At 37.6% G+C, this 18,358-nt stretch carries 27 protein-coding genes; 17 read left to right on the top strand and 10 right to left on the bottom strand.

The window, feature by feature from the left end; genetic code table 11:
- Positions 1–131 precede the first annotated feature (131 nt).
- The 7 genes from ACWYN3_RS06485 to ACWYN3_RS06515 form a co-directional block, all read right to left on the bottom strand.
- Positions 132–1,133: an aldo/keto reductase gene (locus ACWYN3_RS06485; protein WP_456220397.1), complete on the bottom strand. Its 1,002-nt coding sequence runs from the start codon at positions 1,131–1,133 to the stop codon at positions 132–134.
- Between the two features lie 91 nt (positions 1,134–1,224).
- Positions 1,225–2,148 (bottom strand): AraC family transcriptional regulator, encoded by a 924-nt coding sequence (locus tag ACWYN3_RS06490; protein ID WP_456220398.1) that lies wholly within the window; start codon positions 2,146–2,148, stop codon positions 1,225–1,227.
- Positions 2,149–2,297: 149 nt separating this feature from the next.
- Entirely contained in the window at positions 2,298–2,813 is a 516-nt protein-coding gene (locus tag ACWYN3_RS06495; protein ID WP_456220399.1) for an ExbD/TolR family protein, read from the bottom strand.
- Positions 2,814–2,864: 51 nt separating this feature from the next.
- Positions 2,865–3,335, bottom strand: a complete 471-nt coding sequence (locus tag ACWYN3_RS06500) for an NAD(P)H-dependent oxidoreductase (RefSeq protein WP_456222908.1) — start codon at positions 3,333–3,335, stop codon at positions 2,865–2,867.
- Between the two features lie 178 nt (positions 3,336–3,513).
- Positions 3,514–3,978, bottom strand: coding sequence for a Crp/Fnr family transcriptional regulator (locus ACWYN3_RS06505; RefSeq protein WP_456220400.1), 465 nt, complete (start codon positions 3,976–3,978; stop codon positions 3,514–3,516).
- Positions 3,979–4,148: 170 nt separating this feature from the next.
- The gene (locus ACWYN3_RS06510; protein WP_456220401.1) at positions 4,149–4,310 is read right to left on the bottom strand and encodes an RNA polymerase sigma factor; all 162 of its coding nucleotides are present in this window, start codon (positions 4,308–4,310) and stop codon (positions 4,149–4,151) included.
- Positions 4,311–4,351: 41 nt separating this feature from the next.
- On the bottom strand, positions 4,352–4,708 hold the full coding sequence (locus ACWYN3_RS06515) for an RNA polymerase sigma factor (RefSeq protein WP_456220402.1): 357 nt from the start codon (positions 4,706–4,708) through the stop codon (positions 4,352–4,354).
- Positions 4,709–5,458: 750 nt separating this feature from the next.
- Here ACWYN3_RS06515 and ACWYN3_RS06520 point away from each other — a divergent pair.
- Both ACWYN3_RS06520 and ACWYN3_RS06525 read left to right on the top strand, forming a co-directional pair.
- The gene (locus tag ACWYN3_RS06520) at positions 5,459–5,860 is read left to right on the top strand and encodes a hypothetical protein (RefSeq protein WP_456220403.1); all 402 of its coding nucleotides are present in this window, start codon (positions 5,459–5,461) and stop codon (positions 5,858–5,860) included.
- Positions 5,850–6,368 carry a hypothetical protein gene (locus ACWYN3_RS06525; RefSeq protein ID WP_456220404.1) on the top strand — a complete coding sequence of 173 codons (519 nt, stop codon included), beginning with the start codon at positions 5,850–5,852 and terminating at the stop codon, positions 6,366–6,368. Before ACWYN3_RS06520 ends, ACWYN3_RS06525 begins: the two co-directional genes overlap by 11 nt.
- Before the next feature lie 120 nt (positions 6,369–6,488).
- Here ACWYN3_RS06525 and ACWYN3_RS06530 read toward each other — a convergent pair whose 3' ends face one another.
- Positions 6,489–6,797, bottom strand: coding sequence for an outer membrane beta-barrel protein (locus tag ACWYN3_RS06530; RefSeq protein ID WP_456220405.1), 309 nt, complete (start codon positions 6,795–6,797; stop codon positions 6,489–6,491).
- 200 nt (positions 6,798–6,997) lie between these two features.
- On the opposite strand from ACWYN3_RS06530, the gene ACWYN3_RS06535 reads away from it, so the two are divergent.
- From ACWYN3_RS06535 to ACWYN3_RS06570, 8 genes are all read left to right on the top strand, one after another.
- On the top strand, positions 6,998–7,408 hold the full coding sequence (locus ACWYN3_RS06535) for a carboxypeptidase-like regulatory domain-containing protein (protein ID WP_456220406.1): 411 nt from the start codon (positions 6,998–7,000) through the stop codon (positions 7,406–7,408).
- The gene (locus tag ACWYN3_RS06540) at positions 7,405–8,232 is read left to right on the top strand and encodes a hypothetical protein (protein WP_456220407.1); all 828 of its coding nucleotides are present in this window, start codon (positions 7,405–7,407) and stop codon (positions 8,230–8,232) included. The genes ACWYN3_RS06535 and ACWYN3_RS06540 overlap by 4 nt, the downstream gene beginning before the upstream one ends.
- An 87-nt stretch (positions 8,233–8,319) precedes the next feature.
- Entirely contained in the window at positions 8,320–9,246 is a 927-nt protein-coding gene (locus tag ACWYN3_RS06545; RefSeq protein WP_456220408.1) for a family 2A encapsulin nanocompartment shell protein, read from the top strand.
- A gap of 2 nt (positions 9,247–9,248) precedes the next feature.
- Entirely contained in the window at positions 9,249–9,419 is a 171-nt protein-coding gene (locus tag ACWYN3_RS06550; RefSeq protein WP_456220409.1) for a hypothetical protein, read from the top strand.
- A 40-nt stretch (positions 9,420–9,459) separates the two neighbouring features.
- Positions 9,460–9,909 carry a hypothetical protein gene (locus tag ACWYN3_RS06555; protein ID WP_456220410.1) on the top strand — a complete coding sequence of 150 codons (450 nt, stop codon included), beginning with the start codon at positions 9,460–9,462 and terminating at the stop codon, positions 9,907–9,909.
- A 44-nt stretch (positions 9,910–9,953) separates the two neighbouring features.
- Positions 9,954–11,069, top strand: a complete 1,116-nt coding sequence (locus ACWYN3_RS06560) for a SufS family cysteine desulfurase (RefSeq protein WP_456222909.1) — start codon at positions 9,954–9,956, stop codon at positions 11,067–11,069.
- Positions 11,070–11,176: 107 nt separating this feature from the next.
- Positions 11,177–11,416: a hypothetical protein gene (locus tag ACWYN3_RS06565; RefSeq protein WP_456220411.1), complete on the top strand. Its 240-nt coding sequence runs from the start codon at positions 11,177–11,179 to the stop codon at positions 11,414–11,416.
- The gene (locus ACWYN3_RS06570) at positions 11,385–12,383 is read left to right on the top strand and encodes a formylglycine-generating enzyme family protein (protein WP_456220412.1); all 999 of its coding nucleotides are present in this window, start codon (positions 11,385–11,387) and stop codon (positions 12,381–12,383) included. Before ACWYN3_RS06565 ends, ACWYN3_RS06570 begins: the two co-directional genes overlap by 32 nt.
- 62 nt (positions 12,384–12,445) lie before the next feature.
- Here the strand turns inward: ACWYN3_RS06570 and ACWYN3_RS06575 are convergent, their stop codons facing one another.
- Positions 12,446–12,853, bottom strand: coding sequence for a hypothetical protein (locus ACWYN3_RS06575; protein ID WP_456220413.1), 408 nt, complete (start codon positions 12,851–12,853; stop codon positions 12,446–12,448).
- A 276-nt stretch (positions 12,854–13,129) separates the two neighbouring features.
- Here ACWYN3_RS06575 and ACWYN3_RS06580 point away from each other — a divergent pair, with 276 nt between their 5' ends.
- The 7 genes from ACWYN3_RS06580 to ACWYN3_RS06610 all read left to right on the top strand — a co-directional run bounded on the left by ACWYN3_RS06580 (position 13,130) and on the right by ACWYN3_RS06610 (position 17,698).
- Positions 13,130–13,996: a carbohydate-binding domain-containing protein gene (locus tag ACWYN3_RS06580; RefSeq protein WP_456220414.1), complete on the top strand. Its 867-nt coding sequence runs from the start codon at positions 13,130–13,132 to the stop codon at positions 13,994–13,996.
- On the top strand, positions 13,890–15,254 hold the full coding sequence (locus tag ACWYN3_RS06585; protein ID WP_456220415.1) for a family 20 glycosylhydrolase: 1,365 nt from the start codon (positions 13,890–13,892) through the stop codon (positions 15,252–15,254). Before ACWYN3_RS06580 ends, ACWYN3_RS06585 begins: the two co-directional genes overlap by 107 nt.
- 16 nt (positions 15,255–15,270) lie before the next feature.
- Positions 15,271–15,660: a chitobiase/beta-hexosaminidase C-terminal domain-containing protein gene (locus ACWYN3_RS06590; protein ID WP_456220416.1), complete on the top strand. Its 390-nt coding sequence runs from the start codon at positions 15,271–15,273 to the stop codon at positions 15,658–15,660.
- Entirely contained in the window at positions 15,632–15,802 is a 171-nt protein-coding gene (locus tag ACWYN3_RS06595; RefSeq protein WP_456220417.1) for a hypothetical protein, read from the top strand. The genes ACWYN3_RS06590 and ACWYN3_RS06595 overlap by 29 nt, the downstream gene beginning before the upstream one ends.
- A 330-nt stretch (positions 15,803–16,132) precedes the next feature.
- The gene (locus ACWYN3_RS06600; protein WP_456220418.1) at positions 16,133–16,426 is read left to right on the top strand and encodes a serine hydrolase; all 294 of its coding nucleotides are present in this window, start codon (positions 16,133–16,135) and stop codon (positions 16,424–16,426) included.
- Entirely contained in the window at positions 16,420–16,920 is a 501-nt protein-coding gene (locus ACWYN3_RS06605) for a serine hydrolase domain-containing protein (protein WP_456222910.1), read from the top strand. The genes ACWYN3_RS06600 and ACWYN3_RS06605 overlap by 7 nt, the downstream gene beginning before the upstream one ends.
- Before the next feature lie 16 nt (positions 16,921–16,936).
- On the top strand, positions 16,937–17,698 hold the full coding sequence (locus ACWYN3_RS06610; protein WP_456220419.1) for a DUF3471 domain-containing protein: 762 nt from the start codon (positions 16,937–16,939) through the stop codon (positions 17,696–17,698).
- Here ACWYN3_RS06610 and ACWYN3_RS06615 read toward each other — a convergent pair.
- Positions 17,678–18,349, bottom strand: coding sequence for a bifunctional 4-hydroxy-2-oxoglutarate aldolase/2-dehydro-3-deoxy-phosphogluconate aldolase (locus ACWYN3_RS06615; protein WP_456220420.1), 672 nt, complete (start codon positions 18,347–18,349; stop codon positions 17,678–17,680). The genes ACWYN3_RS06610 and ACWYN3_RS06615 overlap by 21 nt on opposite strands.
- Between the last annotated feature and the right edge of the window lie 9 nt (positions 18,350–18,358).

The raw sequence follows: 18,358 nt of genomic DNA on the forward strand, positions 1-18,358 counted from the left end.
GTTGATTTATAAGAGGTTTGGAATTTAGAGTAAGATGAAAAAAAATGTTACGTATAAAAAAGCTCAGATAGTTTATATACTATCTGAGCTGTAATATGGACAGAATCAAATGAAACGTTCAGTTAATCCTGTTAATTATTCACCATTTTCATTGCACCCTCGCTGTAACGCTCACCACTAACAGGAAAACGTACCATCAATTCATCAATAGCTTCTAAATCTGCAGCTAATAAACTAATATCTGCAGCACCGGCATTTTCTTCCAGGTATTTACGTTTTTTAGTTCCGGGAATAGGAATAATATCCTCACCCTGTGCCAGCACCCAGGCAAGAGCAAGCTGTGCAGGTGTACAGTTTTTGTCCTGCGCAATAGCCGCAAATCCACTAATTAATTTCGCATTGTTATCCAGGTTTTCTCCCTGGTAGCGTGGAAGTGATTTTCGGAAGTCTGTATCAGCTAAAGAAGTTACATCCAGTGTATTGGTTACCAGACCTCTTGCCAGTGGTGAATAGGGAATCAGTGAGATCCCCAATTCTCTTACTGTACTTAATATCTCCTTTTCTACATCTCTTGTTAATAACGAATATTCGCTTTGTAAAGCAGCAATAGGATGAATTGCCTGCGCTTTTCTGATAGATGCAGGAGAAGCTTCACTCAAACCAAGGTAACGTACTTTCCCTTCTTTAACCAATTCGGCCATAGCACCCACAGTATCTTCTATCGGTATATCAGGATCTACACGGTGCGCATAGTATAAATCTATAGTGTCAATTTTTAAGCGTTTCAGACTTTTCTCTACGGCAATTTTTATCCATTTCGGTGAGCCGTCAAAATAGGTCCCGTTAGAGTTGCTTGGACCAGGAACATCATCTTTAAAACGAAAACCGAATTTGGTAGCAATGAATACTTTATCCCTGTTAGGAACCAGTACCTGCGCTATTAACTCTTCGTTAAGCCCATTCGCATACATATCTGCGGTATCCCAGAAATTAATCCCAAGATCCAGGGCTTTATGTAAGGTTGCTATACTTTCAGTATCATCAACAGGGCCGTAAGCAAAGCTCATTCCCATGCAGCCAAGTCCGATAGCGGATAATTTTTCTTTAGTTGTTCCCAGATTTCTATATTTCATAATGATCAGATTTGATGATACAAAGTTATATAGCGGACCAGGTCTGGAGTTATACTATTCAAACAGATCGTTATAATAATCAAATTGCTGTTCAATAATTATCAAACTGCCATGTGACGGATCTCAATAGGAGATACCCCTGTGTTCTTTTTGAAGAAATTAGTAAAGTATGCCGGGTATTCGAATCCAAGACCATAGGCAATTTCTGAAATATTCCAGTCTGTATGCTGAAGCAAAGCAAAGCTCTGGCCTCTCTGGTTATTCTGGCTGCAATATGTTCTGTAGTCGTTTTTCCTGTAGACTCTTTGACAGAACGATTAAGGTGGTTCACATGTATAGAAAGGCTTCTTGCATAATCATTAGCCGTTTTTAATTTCAGGGACAGGTGATGGGTGTCTATAGGGAACTGTCTTTCTAAAAGTTCCATAAACAGGGCGGTAATACGTGAAGAAGCATTCGTGTGTTTTTCGAAATTCTCCGTTGGGTTCATCTTCATAGCCTCATGAATAATCAGATGAAGATAATTACGTAACAGGTTGTATCTGTGTAGGTAATCAGAGGTAATCTCTTTGGTCATTTTTATAAATAAGTCTGATATTTCCTTTTGCTGACTCTCATTGATAAAGAAAACAGGATTACTTCCAATACTGAACAATGGAGAGTCCTGTAAAGACTCTTTATGTCCACCGGTCTGTATAAATGCTTCGGTAAAAAGGCAGAACCAGCCTTCTTGTAAGGCTGATTCTGCTTCCCACGAATATGGAATTATAGGATTAGAGAAGAGAAGTGCAGGTCTGTCAATGTGAATCCATTTATCTGCATAATGTATTTTACCGGTGCCAATAATTAAAGATACCTTATAAAAGTCACGTCTGCTATAAGGGGTGATTGTTGAACAGTTTGCTCTGGAAAATACATTGAAATGTCCGGCTCCCGCATTATTAATTGATAAACCCAATGGGTTTGCTTTAGGTACACGGGTATAAAACTCCTCTACGCTCTCTGTTGATTTCATGGTGTAATTTATAAAAATCAAAGGGAAATGTTTTGCAGCACTCGAAAATATTACAGAATCTCTATTCAGATGTTGTCAATAAGCTAAATTTATTGATTTTCTGTCTCTGAAGAATATCTACAATTTTCTTAATTGCAGGGTATTCTTCGTCAGCATCTCCCTTTATACTGACCCGCATTGCAGTTGCATGTAATTCTGCAACAGCTTTTCTGGGAATGGAGTACCCAATCTGATAATTGGTTGTTAACAGAGTCTGCCGGAATCCCTGTTTCCAGCCCCGAAGCTTTTCTTTTAGCAGGATCCATCGTGATAAATTTTTTGAGACTTTGTATTGGAACGCCAAAAGAACTGATTACACTAAATCTTTTTTTCTCCTCCGGGCTAAAATCAATTTTATATTGTTCCCCGATTTTTTCCAGCATGGAGATTTTGACATCCTGTCCGGCGGCTTCAAAAAAGACTTTTCCCTTACCAATGGTGAGAATGGCAATATCTTTATCCGGAACTTTTAATTTAAAAGTAGATGAAGGGACTTTTACATCCAAAGGATCTGGCTGTTTAGCGACTGCAGTTAGGATGAAAAATGTAAGCAGCAGAAAGGAAACGTCGGTCATGGCTGTCATATCGACCGTTAAAGCACGGCGCTTAACTTTTATTCTAGGCATAATTCAAGAAAAAAAATATGGGTTATGAAATTGAAAGGATTATTGCTATTGCTATTTGTGTTTTTGACCTAACTGGTAGATTTTGTCTATCCACAATTCCCGTTGTTTAGTCTCTGCAGTCTTTATAATCCCGATATAGGTCACTGCAACGGGTTTAATCCCACAAAATTCAAGCGTACTTTTCTTTAATTGATTCACACTTGGATTTCCATAAAACATCCAGTAATACCAGGCAGGCTGATCTAAAGTTGTGATAATTCTGGCAGTTTTTCCGGTAAGCAGTTTATCCCACCACACAGAATTCTCTCTGTATTTATAGGCTATACCGGGTAAAAATAGCCTGTCTATGAAACCTTTCATGATGGCCGGTAAGCCACCCCACCAAACCGGATGTATCCAAACCAGGTGATCAGCTTTTTTGATTTTTTCCAGACTAGCCAGCAGGTCTGCTTCTAGTTCCATCCGTTTGGTATATCCGTATTGTAAATTGGGATTAAAGCTGAGCTCACCGATATGAATTATAGCTACATGTGCACCAGTTTTTAGAGCACCTTCTTTTTATAGGCATTGGTGAGCGCATAATTGAAACTATCTTTATTGGGATGTCCGTTGATGATCAGAATATTCTTCTTCATTTGTCCTTTGTTTTATAATCAGGACAAAGGTATCTGGCCGTTTACCCTAACTACTGGACATTTGTCTAAAAAACAATCTCTTTTCTCAGGCGGCTTAAGTGTCTTGGGGTAATCCCAAGATAGGAGGCAAGGTATTGTAATGGGATTTGCTGGATATAGGCTGGCTGATTCTCAAGAAGATCCATATATCGCTTTTTTGCTTTTTCTTTCTGAAAGAGGAATAAACGTTTCTCTAATTCAATGTATTGTTGTTCGGCAATTATTTTGAAGAACCTGATCCAGTTTATACTGGATTGGGACAATTGATCTATATCGGCCTTTTGAACCACTAAAAGTTCACAGGAAGAAACTGCTTGTATATTCTCTAAAGTAGGCAAAGAGGTGATAAAAGAAGAGTATGCCGTCATCAACGTACCAGGAAAGGTGATACAAAAGTAAGTAATCTCTCTCTCCGGACTCAGGAGTAAAAAAAAACGAACGTAAGATTCCACTTTTAATAAAAGCGACTTCTTTGCATGATTTTCCTTCACTGATGAAAAAATCTCCTTTTGGAAGATGTCTTATGGTACCAAGCTTTAGAAAATCATCGATTTCAATAGCTGTTAATACATTGAATTTTTTCAGGAAGTCACTAATCATGCCTAATTTTTAATGAAGGCCGAATCTAGTGTATTTTATTTGTTTTACATTACAGTAAGCATCACCATTTTTTTTTTAAAAACTGTCTCAAACTAGTGTGGCTGGTGATAATCTGGTTTTGAACTGTTTTCTGGCTTATGCCTAACCTCTCGCTGATCTCTTTTGTAGTGCATTCGTCCATAAACTTCATTCTGAATATTTCCCCTCTTTTTTCTGGCTGCAAGGCTAACCAGATTGCAATGTAACTTCTGATTTCTTTTTCATTTAATAAAGAATCAGCACTATTGTAAGAGACGCCATGTGTTCCAGAGGTTCTTCAAACTGGGGGAGTGTCTTACCTTTTTTATATAGCATGTATACCTGGTAACGAACAGCAGTTACAAGATAGGCATAGATGTTTTGAACATTTTTCCTTTCTTTCTTTGTCCATAGATCGACAAAGACAGATTGAACAAGCTCTTCTACCTGTTCCATACTTCTGAGTCTCTTAAAGCTTTCATTGTAAAGCTTCTTCCAGTACCTTTCGTAAATTTCATCGAAAGCAGCCCTGTCACCAGCCGTCATTGATGCCATCAATTGTGCATCGCTCCAGGAAGTATATGTACTATGTTTTACTAACATTAATCTATCATATTTTAGAGGTATGTATATGATATAAAGGTATATACTTGTTTTATTTATATAAAGTATTTTAAGAGTTAAATGTATTTCTTTTTTGCTAAAAGCATTTAAAAATACCAGATGTGAATGTGTGAAAAGCTATTTATAATGATTAAAAAAAATAAATATTCCTTATAGCTCTCTATAGTATTCCTGACAGCTATATTTTTACCCTTTTTTTGCTGAATATTTAAGGTAGATAAGCATCAATCAGACTGATGAAAAATCTATAATCGTGGCCGAATTGTGTTTCAGGGCTTTGATGATTCTTTCGGGTTGAAAAAACGTTTTATTTTACCTAAAGCGGCAATTTATATTGAATAACATTGAAATATGTCTGATAATTGATTTTTTTTAGACTTGAAACGTAATTTTAAACAGGATCAGAAGATTATATTTCTCTGATACGGGAAATAAATTTGCGCTTTAAAATTAAAAAAAAAAAAAGCATTAAAATGCTTTTAATGCCTTGTTAGTCACAGTGACAGGTTTTTTATGGATTATATTTTTATTTTAAAGAGATATATTTCTTTAATTAAGCTAAATTTTACCTAAATTAGGTTTTACAAAACAGAAGCTCATTAGAATTAAGCTTGTATATGCTATAATTTTTAATGAAAACCATAATTATGCTGAAAACTGAACCAACCACAAGCATTAATAGAAAATAAACGGGCAAGTATAAGCATGCTGTATGACAGGCATGCAAGTATGCTGTTAGGTTATATTTTTGAAATTGTAAAGGACCGCAACTTAGCCGAAGAGTACCTCGTGAAAATATTCTGTGATCTCTCACAGCATTTTAATGAAATAGATTGGGATAATACAAATAGTTGGTGTCAGCTGCAAAGATTTGCTCAAAACAAATTAAATCAGTTAATGAATTCCGGGGAATTTATTCAGGATTTGGAAATAAAGGGGGCAGTGGGATCTGATTCACACATTAAATATCCTGACCTCTTTTCGGAAGAACAACATGAAATATTTTACGGCGTTTATTACTACGGAAAATCAATTGAAGCAATTTCAAAGGAATTGAATAAAACAGAAGAATCAACCAGGAAGACTTTAAAAGAGGCTTTCACAATAATGAGGAACAGCTGTGAAAATTAACGAATACATAGAAAGCGGAATACTGGAAGCGTATGTATTAGGCTCAGCCTCAGAAGCGGAAACCAGGGAACTGATATATCTTAAAGCAAAGCATCCGCAAATACAAGACGCGCTGCAGTATTTGGAAATAGATATGGAACGCATAGCGGAACAGATGGCTATTATTCCTCCGCCAGGTACCTGGCTAAAAATTGAAACGCAGCTTAATGAACTGGCCGAAAGACCACATTTTGAGTCTATGCCAATAAGAAGACCTCCAAACAGAAAAGGTAGTGAACATCGTAAAAGCGGTCAGTTTATTGAAGTAGATGCCTCGTCCAGTCATATGCGTGTGCATAAAATATGGAGATGGTTATTTATAGGCGTATTTATTCTGGGGAAAATATTCCTTGGTTTCGCAATTTATTTTTATCTGGAAAACCGTCAGTTAAAACAGGAAATATCTAAATTGAAAACTCAATTAGAAAAATATGAAAAGCAGCAGGCAAATCACTCTAATAGCAGATAAATAGCTGATAGCCCTATCAAAAAACCTGTTAATTTGAATTAACAGGTTTTTTGATTTTAATTTCCGGATTTTGCCCTTTTTTGTTCATTAGATGAGCTGTTAGACCGCTCTCTCACTGCTTTAACGCCACTGCTTCCAAAGTTGTAAGAAAATGAAAGTCTGTAGATCCGGCTTTCCTGTTTTTGGGTAAGATTGTAGTCTTGTAATGGTATGGGCGCTTTTAACATTAATTTGCCTGGTGTTAAACAGATCGCTTGCTGATAATTTAATATTGGCTTTTTTGTTCGCAAATGATTTACTGATCCCCAGATCTATAACATATATTGGTTTTGTGATATAAGTTCCAAATACCTGTGCTGATTGATAATTTGCAGAAAGTTCTGCATTCACTGATGAATTAATGGTGAAAGTATGGATCGAACTGACCATCTATATTAATATTTAAGTAGCAGTTTTCTTCATGATAATTAATGATTTCTATTTTTGAGCTTATTTGTGCTCTGCTGAAATATATGATTTCATTTTTTATAGAAATATATTTTAACATTATTTAACTTGGGTTAACATTTTTTTAACAAGTAGAATAGAGATCTTTGAATTGTACCCGTTTCTCTTTAAAATATAGCTGTATGAATAAGCCAATTTTGTTTTTAATGACTACTCTTTTAAGTGGTAATATCGTTTTTGCCCAAAAACACCATGAAATTGATGGTGTAGTGGTGGATGAGCAGAATGTTACCTTACCTTATGTGAGTTTAAGGGTTGCAGGCCAGGCAGGAACTATGACAAATGCTGATGGCGGATTTGTATTTAAATATGAACAAACTACTGATAAAGACTCACTGCTTGTTTCCTATATAGGCTATAAAAATCTTAGAATTGCATTATCGGCTTTGCATACAAATATGAAAATCAGGTTAGAGCCCGCTGTAGTAAATCTAAATGAAGTCGTAATCAGGGTGATTAATGCAGAATCTGTTATCCGGCAGGCGATAAAAAATATACCCGAAAATTATGATACCCAGCCTTTTTTGAAATGAAAGCGTTTTATCGTGAAGCGGGAAAGGTGGATACGAATTATCTTTCTTTCGCTGAGGCCTCGCTGAATATTCTAAATCATGGATATAACAGTAATAAAGAAGATCTGATCATCATAAGTAAAGAGAGGAATCTTAAAAAGGTAGGGGAGAAAGAAGTTAATAATCCTTTACGCCTGAGTGTAGACGGCGCTCCTTATGATATTCTGTTAAGTGATATCATTAAAAATCCGGTGCATGTTTTAGGTAAAGACTATTTTAAGAGCTATCAATTTGAAATAGCAGGCTCAACAATTTCTGACGGAGAAGAAGCCTGGCTAATCAGGTTTGATCAGAAAGACGGAGTCAAACAAGCTTTATATAAAGGAACAATGGTTATTATCAAAAGCAGTTATGCAATTACCTCTCTTGATTTTGCTTTAAGCCCTAAAGGGATTGATTATGCTAAAGCCGATATCTCATTTTTGGCAAGGCCGGTATTTAGCCTGTTAGGTTACAGTATAAAGAAGCTTAATGAAGAATTCAGTGAAAGGTATATCAAAATTGATCACAAGTGGTATCCTTATTTCTATAAAATTGTAACGGCACATCATTTTAAAGCCAGGTATCAGCATTTGGAAGGTAACTTATATATTAATGCTGAAATGTTTATTTCGAAAGTGAATAAAGTCCCGGAAGGAAAATATGAGAAGAATTTAGTGATGCCACGCGATTATGTTTTCAAAAAGTATGTAAAAGACTATAAAGAAGGTTATTGGGACGATTACAACTTTATAAAACCCACAAATTCACTCAAAGAAATTACTGAGAAGATCAAGCCAAATTGATGATTATCATCCTTGTTTTAATAATCTACTAAATTAGTAGATTATGTTATTATATTTGATTTACAAGAAATATAAAATCTATAAAACATGGCTGGACAAGTTAAAAACACACAACAAACTGCATTAAATGATGTAGCAGCAAGGCCGTTGGCTATTGCAACCCGTACCGTACCACAAGCACCCTGGATTACGCCTAGATGGCTGCCACATTTATTAAGCTGGAATCCTGTAGAATCGGGTATTTACAGAGTAAATAAAGTAAAAGAAGGAGAGTCAGTAGATGTGGATTGTTCAAACAGAGATGAACGGGTATTACCCAATACCTTTGTTGATTACGTAGAACAACCACGTGAGTATCTTTTGAGTGCGGTTAATACTGTACTGGATGTACATACGAGGGTTTCAGATTTGTACAGTAAACCTTATAACCAGATCAGCGAACAGTTAAGGTTAACTATCGAAGCCATTAAAGAAAGACAGGAAAGCGAGCTGATTAATAATAAGGAATACGGCTTGTTACATAGTATCGTTCCTTCGCAGCGTATTGTTACCCGAAGTGGTGCACCAACTCCCGATGATCTGGATGAACTGCTTACTAAGGTTTGGAAAGAACCAGGTTTTTTCTTGCTTCACCCGCTTGCTATTGCTGCATTTGGTCGTGAATGTACACGCAGAGGTGTTCCACCTCCAACAGTCTCCCTGTTTGGTTCACAATTTATTACCTGGAGAGGTATTCCATTAATCCCTTCGGATAAAGTGCCCATTGAAGATAACAAGACTAAAATATTACTGATTCGTACAGGAGAAAGCCGTCAGGGCGTGGTTGGACTTTATCAGCCTGATCTGCCAGGAGAACAATCACCTGGATTATCTGTCCGTTTCATGGGCATTAACGAGAAAGCGATAGCCTCATACCTGGTGTCTTTATACTGCTCATTAGCTGTTTTGGTCGATGATGCGATTGCTGTACTGGAAGAGGTAGAAATCAATAAATATCACGTTTATAAATATTAAAGATGAGTAATGCAACTAATAATCCGCAAGGGTTACCAGATGTGCATGCCTTAGAAAAGCTGGCGAATGCATATTTTTCTGCATTACCGGGAACCTATAGTGCAGCAACTTTGCCTTCACCAGAGATTCTTCCGCATAGCAATAATCAAATTCATTCAGGAAGAGAATTTTAACCATTCACCCTCGGCTATTTACCAGGGAAATGCGATTGATTTGTCAGAGCCGCAAACCAGTTTGCCGGATTCCAATGGTCTTGGCCTTGGACATGTGCCGGTATCTACGGCCGGAAGCGGAGGGCCTTCTGGAAATTTTAAAAGTTATGAGCAGACGCCAAATCCCTTTCAAGGGAGTTCATTGTTTGCTTTACCTTTTGAATCAGATCAGCCTTATGAAAAGGAGTTGCAAAAAGCTCTGGCGTCAGTAAGTATATATAGCCCTTCGGCTCAATTGCCTTTTAATCCTTCAGGGGTTTTAAGTGAGAGTTCTTATTATTTTTCATCAGGGATTCAGTTTGTTTCTTCGGCAGGTGCAGGGGATAACAACCCAGCTGGCCGTTATGGGAGTGGGATTGTAACCGGAAAATCGCATCCTTCGTTTAATGTGAATCTGGTACGGAATGATTTTCCGATCCTTTCAGAACAGGTAAATGGCAAAACGCGCTGATCTGGCTTGATAATGCAGCTACTACGCAGAAGCCAAGACAGGTAATTGAACGGCTGAATTATTTTTACGAGCACGAAAACTCTAATATTCATCGTGCCGCGCATGAATTAGCAGCCCGTTCAACGGATGCTTATGAAGGGGCAAGGCAAAAGGTACAACGTTTTATAAATGCGCGTTCATCCAATGAAATCGTATTTGTCCGTGGGACAACTGAAGCGATTAACCTGGTTGCTGGTAGCTGGGGGGATGAATATCTTCAGCAGGGAGACGAAATTATTCTGACCCATCTGGAACATCATGCCAATATCGTTCCCTGGCAGTTACTTGCTAAAAAGAAGGGATTGAAAATACAGGTAATTCCTGTTGATGATGATGGACAGGTGTTATTGGATGAATATGCTAAATTACTCAATCCGAGAACCAAATTAGTCTCTTTTACGCTGGTTTCAAATGCTTTGGGTACAATAACCCCCGCAAAACAAATTGTAGATATGGCACATGCCGCGGGTGCAAAAGTACTGGCAGACGGTGCCCAATCAGTTTCTCATATCCGGACTGATGTACAGGATCTGAACGCGGACTGGTTTGTTTTCTCCGGTCATAAAGTTTTTGGACCTACAGGAATTGGCATTTTGTATGGCAAAGAAGATTTGCTGAACAGTACCCAGCCTTATCAGGGGGGGGGAAATATGATTCAGGATGTTACTTTTGAGCAAACTCAGTTTCATAAAGCTCCAGCTCGTTTTGAAGCTGGGACAGGGAATATTGCTGATGCAGTTGGTTTAGGTGCTGCAATTGATTATGTACAGAAAATAGGTATTGACAATATTTACCAGTATGAACATTACTTGTTGGAATATGCCATTAAGAAACTGGCACAAATACCAGGATTGAGGCCAATCGGAACTGCGAAAAATAAAACCAGTGTTTTGTCTTTTGTATTGGACGGATTTACTACGGCCGAAGTAGGTGAAGAATTGAGCCGGGAAGGTATTGCGGTACGTTCAGGACACCATTGTGCACAACCTATTTTGAGGAGATTTGGAGTGGAGGCTACCGTAAGGCCTTCGCTAGCATTTTACAATACTTGCGCTGAAATTGACACTTTAGTCAATGTAGTAGGGGGATTGAAATCTTCCAAACAGGTTCGGTTTTATTAGATCATAAATCCAGTACCCAATAATTCAGGTACTGGATTTATTTCAACTTATGAATATGCCTTAAATGAACCATATTTATGTAAATTCGGTTTTTAACTAGTTATAAGATGCGCCTTAAATTTGAACTCGTTTGTATATCACTTCTCCTTTTACAGTCTTGCAGAAATAAAGAGCAGAATAAAATCGCGCAATCCGAAAACATGCATGTCGAAAGTGTCTCATTGCTTAAAATGAAGACATTTCCGGAAAATGGGGCTGCTATGTGCAGGCCAACGGGTTTTACCCGATCAGATAGTCTCCTGTTTATGCAGGGTGGTGGAAAAGAGTTTAAGGGAAACTTTTTTTGACAAACCTGTTTCAGGAATGACTGAGCAAGCAGGTATGAAATATATTAACGGAGGTGAATTTAGTATGGGAGGGGTAAATTCTGTTGGAATGGATGGTGGCGGAAAGGAACGAATGAATGATGCCAGGCCAGTTCACAGGGTGCACATAGATGCTTTTTATATGGATGTTACCGAGGTAACAAACAGACAGTTTGCTGAATTCGTTAAAGCAACTGGTTATGTGACAGTAGCTGAGCAGAAACCAACGAAAGAAGAATTTCCAGATGCGGCTCCGGAAAATTTAGTGGCTGGCTCGCTTGTTTTTACACCTCCAAAAGAATCTGTTCCGCTTGATAACTATTTTCAGTGGTGGGCCTATTTGAAAGGTGCAAACTGGAGGCACCCGGAAGGTCAGAAAAGTAATATCATTGGTAAAGATAATTACCCGGTTGCACAGGTTTGCTGGGAGGATGCTGCTGCGTATGCTAAATGGGCAGGTAAACGGCTCCCTACAGAAGCGGAATGGGAATTTGCCGCCAGGGGAGGATTGTCTGGTAAGCTTTATACCTGGGGAAATTCTTTAAAACCTGGTGGTAAGTGGATGGCCAATATATTTGAAGGTAATTTTCCTGATAAAGATTCTGCTGCCGATGGTTATGTGGGGATTGCACCTGTGAAAAGTTTTCCAGCCAATGGTTATGGCTTATATGATATGGCTGGTAATGTTTGGGAGTGGTGTAATGATTGGTATCGTGCTGATTTCTATGAATCATCAGAGAAACAGGTTACGAAAAATCCCAATGGGCCATCCGAAGGATTTGACCCGGATGAACCTGGGATTAAAAAGAAAGTACAAAGAGGAGGCTCTTTCTTATGTACTGAACAATATTGTACGCGTTATATGGTAGGAACCAGGGGTAAAGGGGACTACAGATCTGCCTCTGATCATATTGGTTTTCGCTGTGTAAAAGATGTGAAATCTTTATAAGAAAAAATGCCGCTCGTTATTTAACAAGCGGCATTTTTTCTTATAAAGATCTTCAATCAATACTAAAGATTACTTGCTGGTGGTAGTTTTAAACCATCAATACCGGTAACTACTTCTTCCTCTTCTTTTGAATGTTTTCCTTTTTTCTTTTTCTTATCTCCGCCACGCAGCATCTCTTCTAAATATTGATCATATTGAGTCTGCTGTTCACCTTTTAGGATATTTCTTATATTCTTAGTCGTTTCATTCTGCATCCTGTAGAATTTAGAAATATCATCTTCATTATACATTCCAGTTTGCTGTTTTTTAGATAAGGCCACTTGCTCCTTACACAAATCCAGTGTATAATTATAAATTACATTTTTCTGTGTTGGATTTAATTTTAACTTTTTATCCATAGCCTCTATACTTTTAGTAGCCATTTCGGAAGCGGTAGGAGGTGCTTTTTGCGCCTTGGCAAAAAATATCATTCCCAAAAGCATACAAAGAGTCAAAACAGATTTTTTTCATCATCATTATTGTTTTATTAAGCTGTGCAATTTATAAATTATCTGTAATACTTTATGAACCAAATCCTCCCGTGAGGATTATTATATTTTAATTAGATTATTACCGATAAAATAATAAATTTATAAACGAATAATTAAAGTTTCATAATCAACCCTCTTTCGAAAACAGCAATGCAGCTCAAGTAATTAATTTTTCCTGTTATTGCTCGTTTTTAGTTCCCCAAATTAAAAAATCAAATGAGATTAAAACAATGTTTACTAATTGCTTTCCTCCTTCCTTTGGCCGCAACGGCGCAAAAAGAAGGCACTTCTTACCCTGTAAAGGATCTCCATGTCAAATGGACATTCAAAGCGCATCAATCCAGCGGTAACAAACAATCACTTTCATTACTTACCTTTTCAAACAAGGCAGCACAAAAGTTTCCTGCCAGTAACTGGAGTCTTTATTTCAATTCTATGAAAGAGATAGAGGTAAAGACTACCGGGCAAATCATTGTTGAACAGGTAAATGGAGATCTTTTCCGAATCAGGCCCGGCAAAGATTTTAAGGAGATCAATAAAGGCGATTCTGTTGTCCTTGACATTCCGGCCAATGATGAAATTGTGAATTTTGCTGATGCTCCGGGTGGTTTATACCTGGTGTGGGATAATATGCCAGACAAGGGAATTAAAATTGATCATTATGTGGTCGAACCAGTAGAACGATATCTTAAAAATGTCGTTTCTCCTTTAGATACTTATAATAAGAACAGTAATTTTACAGCTAAGGATAAAAGTACACTGGTAAAGCTTCTTCCTACGCCGGTATTCTATGAAGCTCGCTCAGGGAACTTTTCTGTAAACGCGGCAACAGCAATTATCAGCGATCCTGAATTTAAAAAGGAAGCTGATTACCTGTCAAATGAGTTGTTTGGCTTGTTTAAAATTAAGCCCGTAGTTTCTTCTGGCACTTTAAAAGAAAAAAGCATTCAACTGATTAAAACCAATTTGCCTGAAGGTGAATATCAGCTGGAAAATTACGGCACAGGCTATCACCATTTCTGCTGGTCATGCAGATGGCATATTTTCCGGTTTGCAATCTTTAAAATCTTTGCTTTTAGCTAATAATCCGGCAAAAGGGGAAAAGGCTGTCCTTGTTTCCTGTGTGTCGATTAAAGATGCGCCCCGTTTTAAGTATAGAGCATTAATGCTTGATGTGGCACGTAATTTTCATCCTAAAGAAGAGGTATTGCGTATACTGGATCTCATGGCTTTATATAAGTTAAACGTATTCCATTTTCACATTACTGATGATGAAGGCTGGAGACTGGCAATCCCTGAGCTCCCTGAGCTGACAGAAATCGGGGCGAAAAGAGGGCATACCTTAACCAATGAAAAATCTCTTCAACCAACCTATAGCTCTGGTCCGGATACTACAGAAGTGCTGAATAAAGCATTTTACAGTACAGCTGATTTTATTGAAATCTTAAAGTATGCTGCAAAAAGACATATACAGGTGATTCCAGAGATCGAAACACCAGGGCATGCCAGGGCTGCGATTAAAGCAATGGATACGCGTTACAGCAGATTTATGGCTAAAGGAATGCGTGCCGAGGCAGAAAAATATCTGTTAAGGGATATCAATGATAAATCTGTTTATAGTTCTGCACAGTATTGGAATGATAATATTGTCTGCGTGGCATTACCTTCAGTTTATACTTTTTTGAATAAGATTACAGAAAGTTTGCAGGACATGTACCGTACTGCAGGAGTTCCTTTAACTACAATTCACTTTGGTGGAGATGAGGTGCCACAAGGAGTCTGGGAGAAATCACCATTGTGTCTTGAATTGGTCAAACAAGCAAAAATGAAATCTACTGATGACCTCTGGAGTTATTATGTAGGGAAATTACAAGCTTTATTAAAGCCTAAAGGGATTATACTTTCTGGCTGGGAAGAATTTGGGATGATGAAAACCTATTTAGATGGGAATAAACTGATGGTTCCAAATCCTTTATTTGCAAATGATCCCGTGCAGCTTGATGTCTGGAATAATGTAATTGGTGGAGGAACAGAAGATCTGCCATACCGATTGGCTAATGGCGGATATAAGGTCGTTTTAACCTGCTCAAGTAATTTTTATCTGGACATGGCTTATGACCGCTCACTAACTGAACCAGGGCATTATTGGGCCGGTTTTGTGAATATGGAAAAGCTTTTTTCTTTTATCCCTTATGATTATTATAAAAATGCAAAAGAGAATAATAGAGGCGCACCGATTACTAAATCTTTATTTATTGGCAAGGATCGTTTAACAGATTTCGGGAAGTCTAATATCTTAGGTTTAAAAGCTGCTTTATGGTCAGAAAAAAATAAGAGATAATGAACTGCTTGAATTTATGCTTTTGCCAAGACTGGTCGGCTTTGCAGAAAGAGCATGGGCAAAAGACCCTGAATGGGCACTGGAAAAAGATGCTGCGAAATCGGAGTCGGCTTATCAGGATAGTTATGCAGACTTTAAGACCAGAGTTGGTCTGATTGAGTTCCCTAAATTAGATGAAGGAGGATGGAATTACCGTATCCCGCCAGTAGGTATAAAGATTACTGATGGCGAGGTATATGGTAATACTGAATTCCCTGGTTTTAATATTTATTACACCATAAATGGAAAAGAACCTTCTGCTAAAGATAAATTATACACTAAACCACTTAAAGAAAAGGGGTTGATTAAACTCAGAGCATTTAATAGCAAAGGAAGAGGTGGAAATACCACTACCGTTCAAAACTAATTTAGTATATATTTCGTTTCTATCTCATTACCATGGTGAAGCAGGTTTCAGAGCATTCTCACATTATAAAGGGATTCTTGATAAGGAGCTTGTTGAAGATTCTGATATTAAATTCTCTCCGCATACCGAAGAGAAACTGTAAAAGATGAAGGCGGCAGCAAAATAAATATATAGATTTCCGGAAACAGGAATGTTTTAGATTTAGCTCAGGAAAGCAATTCCTGTTCAATTTCTTCTAAGGTTTATTCTTTGTTTCCGGAATATATTTCCATAAGAAAAGGAAGTAGATAAAACAGATATCATCTAACATGGGATACTTTTGCTGATAATAAAGCAAAAGGAAGATCGGTTGCTTAACTATCACCCCATCACAAAGTAAAACGATAGCCGGTGTTTATGAATTTTGAGTTTATACTGGCAGATGATAAAATAATTGCACATCTTAGGGGATAATAAACTTAATCATTAAGCAATGAAGCAGCCGGATTATAAACTAATTCTTCTCTTAGTCTCAGCAATGTCATGGAGTAATCTGACCTATGCACAACTTTCACCAAATAAAATAGATTCCCTGGTAGAGAATGCAATGAAGAGGTTTAATGTGGCAGGTGTTGCAGTTGGAATTGTAAAGGATGGTAAGGTTTTATATAGTAAAGGTTATGGTGTTAAATCAACTATAACCAAAGAAAAAGTTGATGCGCGTACCCAGTTTGCTATAGCGTCCAATAGCAAGGCATTTACCACACAACAGCACTTTCTATTTTAGTTGATGAAGGAAAGCTATCCTGGACTGATAAAGTTAAAGATCATGTTCCGGGGTTCAAAATGTATAGTGATTATGTAACTGAAAACTTCAATATCCAGGATTTACTGACACATCGCAGTGGTTTAGGACTGGGCGTAGGTGACTTAATGCTTTTTCCTGATGGGAGTGATTTTACGATAAAAGATGTGTATTCAAGTTTTCAATATTTCAAACCCCAGTCTGCTTTCAGAACTAAATTTGATTACGATAATCTCTTATATTTAGTAGCCGGGGAGGTGATTGCTAAAGTTAGCGGCATGAGCTGGGGAGAATTTGTTCAAAGTCGCATCATCAAGCCTTTGGATATGGAGCATAGCTACGCTTCCTTAGCATTGATGAAGGATAAAAGTAATCTGGCAATGCCGCATACAGAAGAAAATGGTACACTTCGGCAAATAGAAAGTTTTAGGGATCAGATTAACGGTGCTGCAGGGGGGTATTTACTCCAGTTCTGATGATATATGCAAATGGATGCTTGTGCACTTGAATAAAGGAAAGTACGGTGATCAGCTTGATAAACGTCTTTTTTCAGAAAATAACCATAAAGAAATGTGGGAAATCCACACTCCAATGGACTTTAATTCCTTCCCGCGTTATAATACTCATTTTAGCGGCTACGGCTTGGGTTGGTTCTTGTCAGATAAGAAAGGTTATTTTCATGTTACACATAGCGGAGGACTGCCTGGTATGTTATCACTTACCACAATGTATCCTGATTTAAACCTGGGTATTATTGTCTTAACCAATACAGATCCTGGTGGGGCTTTGTTATTCTCTGCGGTGACTAATACCCTTGCAGATAGCTATCTGGGATTAGATGATAACCATTGGATCGATTTAATTTACAAACGGTCGGAAGATGAGAAGTTTGATGTGAATGGGGTGTCTAAAGAAGTTTGGAAAGTGGTTGCTGCTTCCAGTAAGAAAAAGATCGATCCGGCTGGCTATATTGGCATTTATGCTGATAAATGGTTTGGTAAGGTAGAAATTTTTCTAAAGGGTAACCAGTTATGGTTTAAATCGTATCGTTCACCAAAACTTACAGGCCCGATGTCCTTTTATAAGGCAAATTCTTTTGCAATTAAATGGGATTATAAAGACATGAATGCAGATGCTTTCGCAATCTTTAGTCTTGACGAAGAAGGGAAAGCGCAAAGCATCAAAATGAGAGGCATTTCCCCAAGTATTGATTTCAGTTTTGATTTTCAGGATTTAGATTTGCAAAGATTGTAGCCTGGTATTTTTTATCATACTCAAAGCCTTTTTTGTCAGCATATATAGTTCGTGATAATTTCTGTTTGACACAATTTCCATTGTAATCAATTTAGAACCCATACCTACTGCACATACACCAGCACTGAACCATTCTTCGAGGTTTCCTTCAGTAATTTCTACACCTCCTGTAGGGATGAAAAGCTGGCCTCTGAATAACTCCCTGATGGAGGACATAAAGGCCGGGCCTAATATATTTGCTGGGAATAATTTGATAACAGGCGCATTCAATTGTTGTGCTGTATAGATTTCTGTAGGTGTCATACAGCCTGGGATCCAAAGTAAATCATGCTGATCACATAATCCGGCAACAGCTGGATTTACGATAGGAGATACGATGAAATCTGCCCCAATGGCAATAAAGTCGGCGGCCTCTTTTGCAGATTTTATTGTACCAATGCCTAAGTATAAACCGGGCATTTCTGTAATTTGAACTTCCTTTAATTGCTTGAAATTAGCTAAAGCCTGATCACCGCGATTCGTATATTCTACGATTCTAATACCTGCTTTATAGAGTGTTCTAATTATATTTATACTCGTTTCTGCATTATCCTGATAAAATAAAGGAAGTAATTTACCTGTTAATAGGGTGTCAATAATAAGCTGTTTCATACGGACCGA

This window comes from Pedobacter sp. NJ-S-72, from assembly GCF_053890575.1.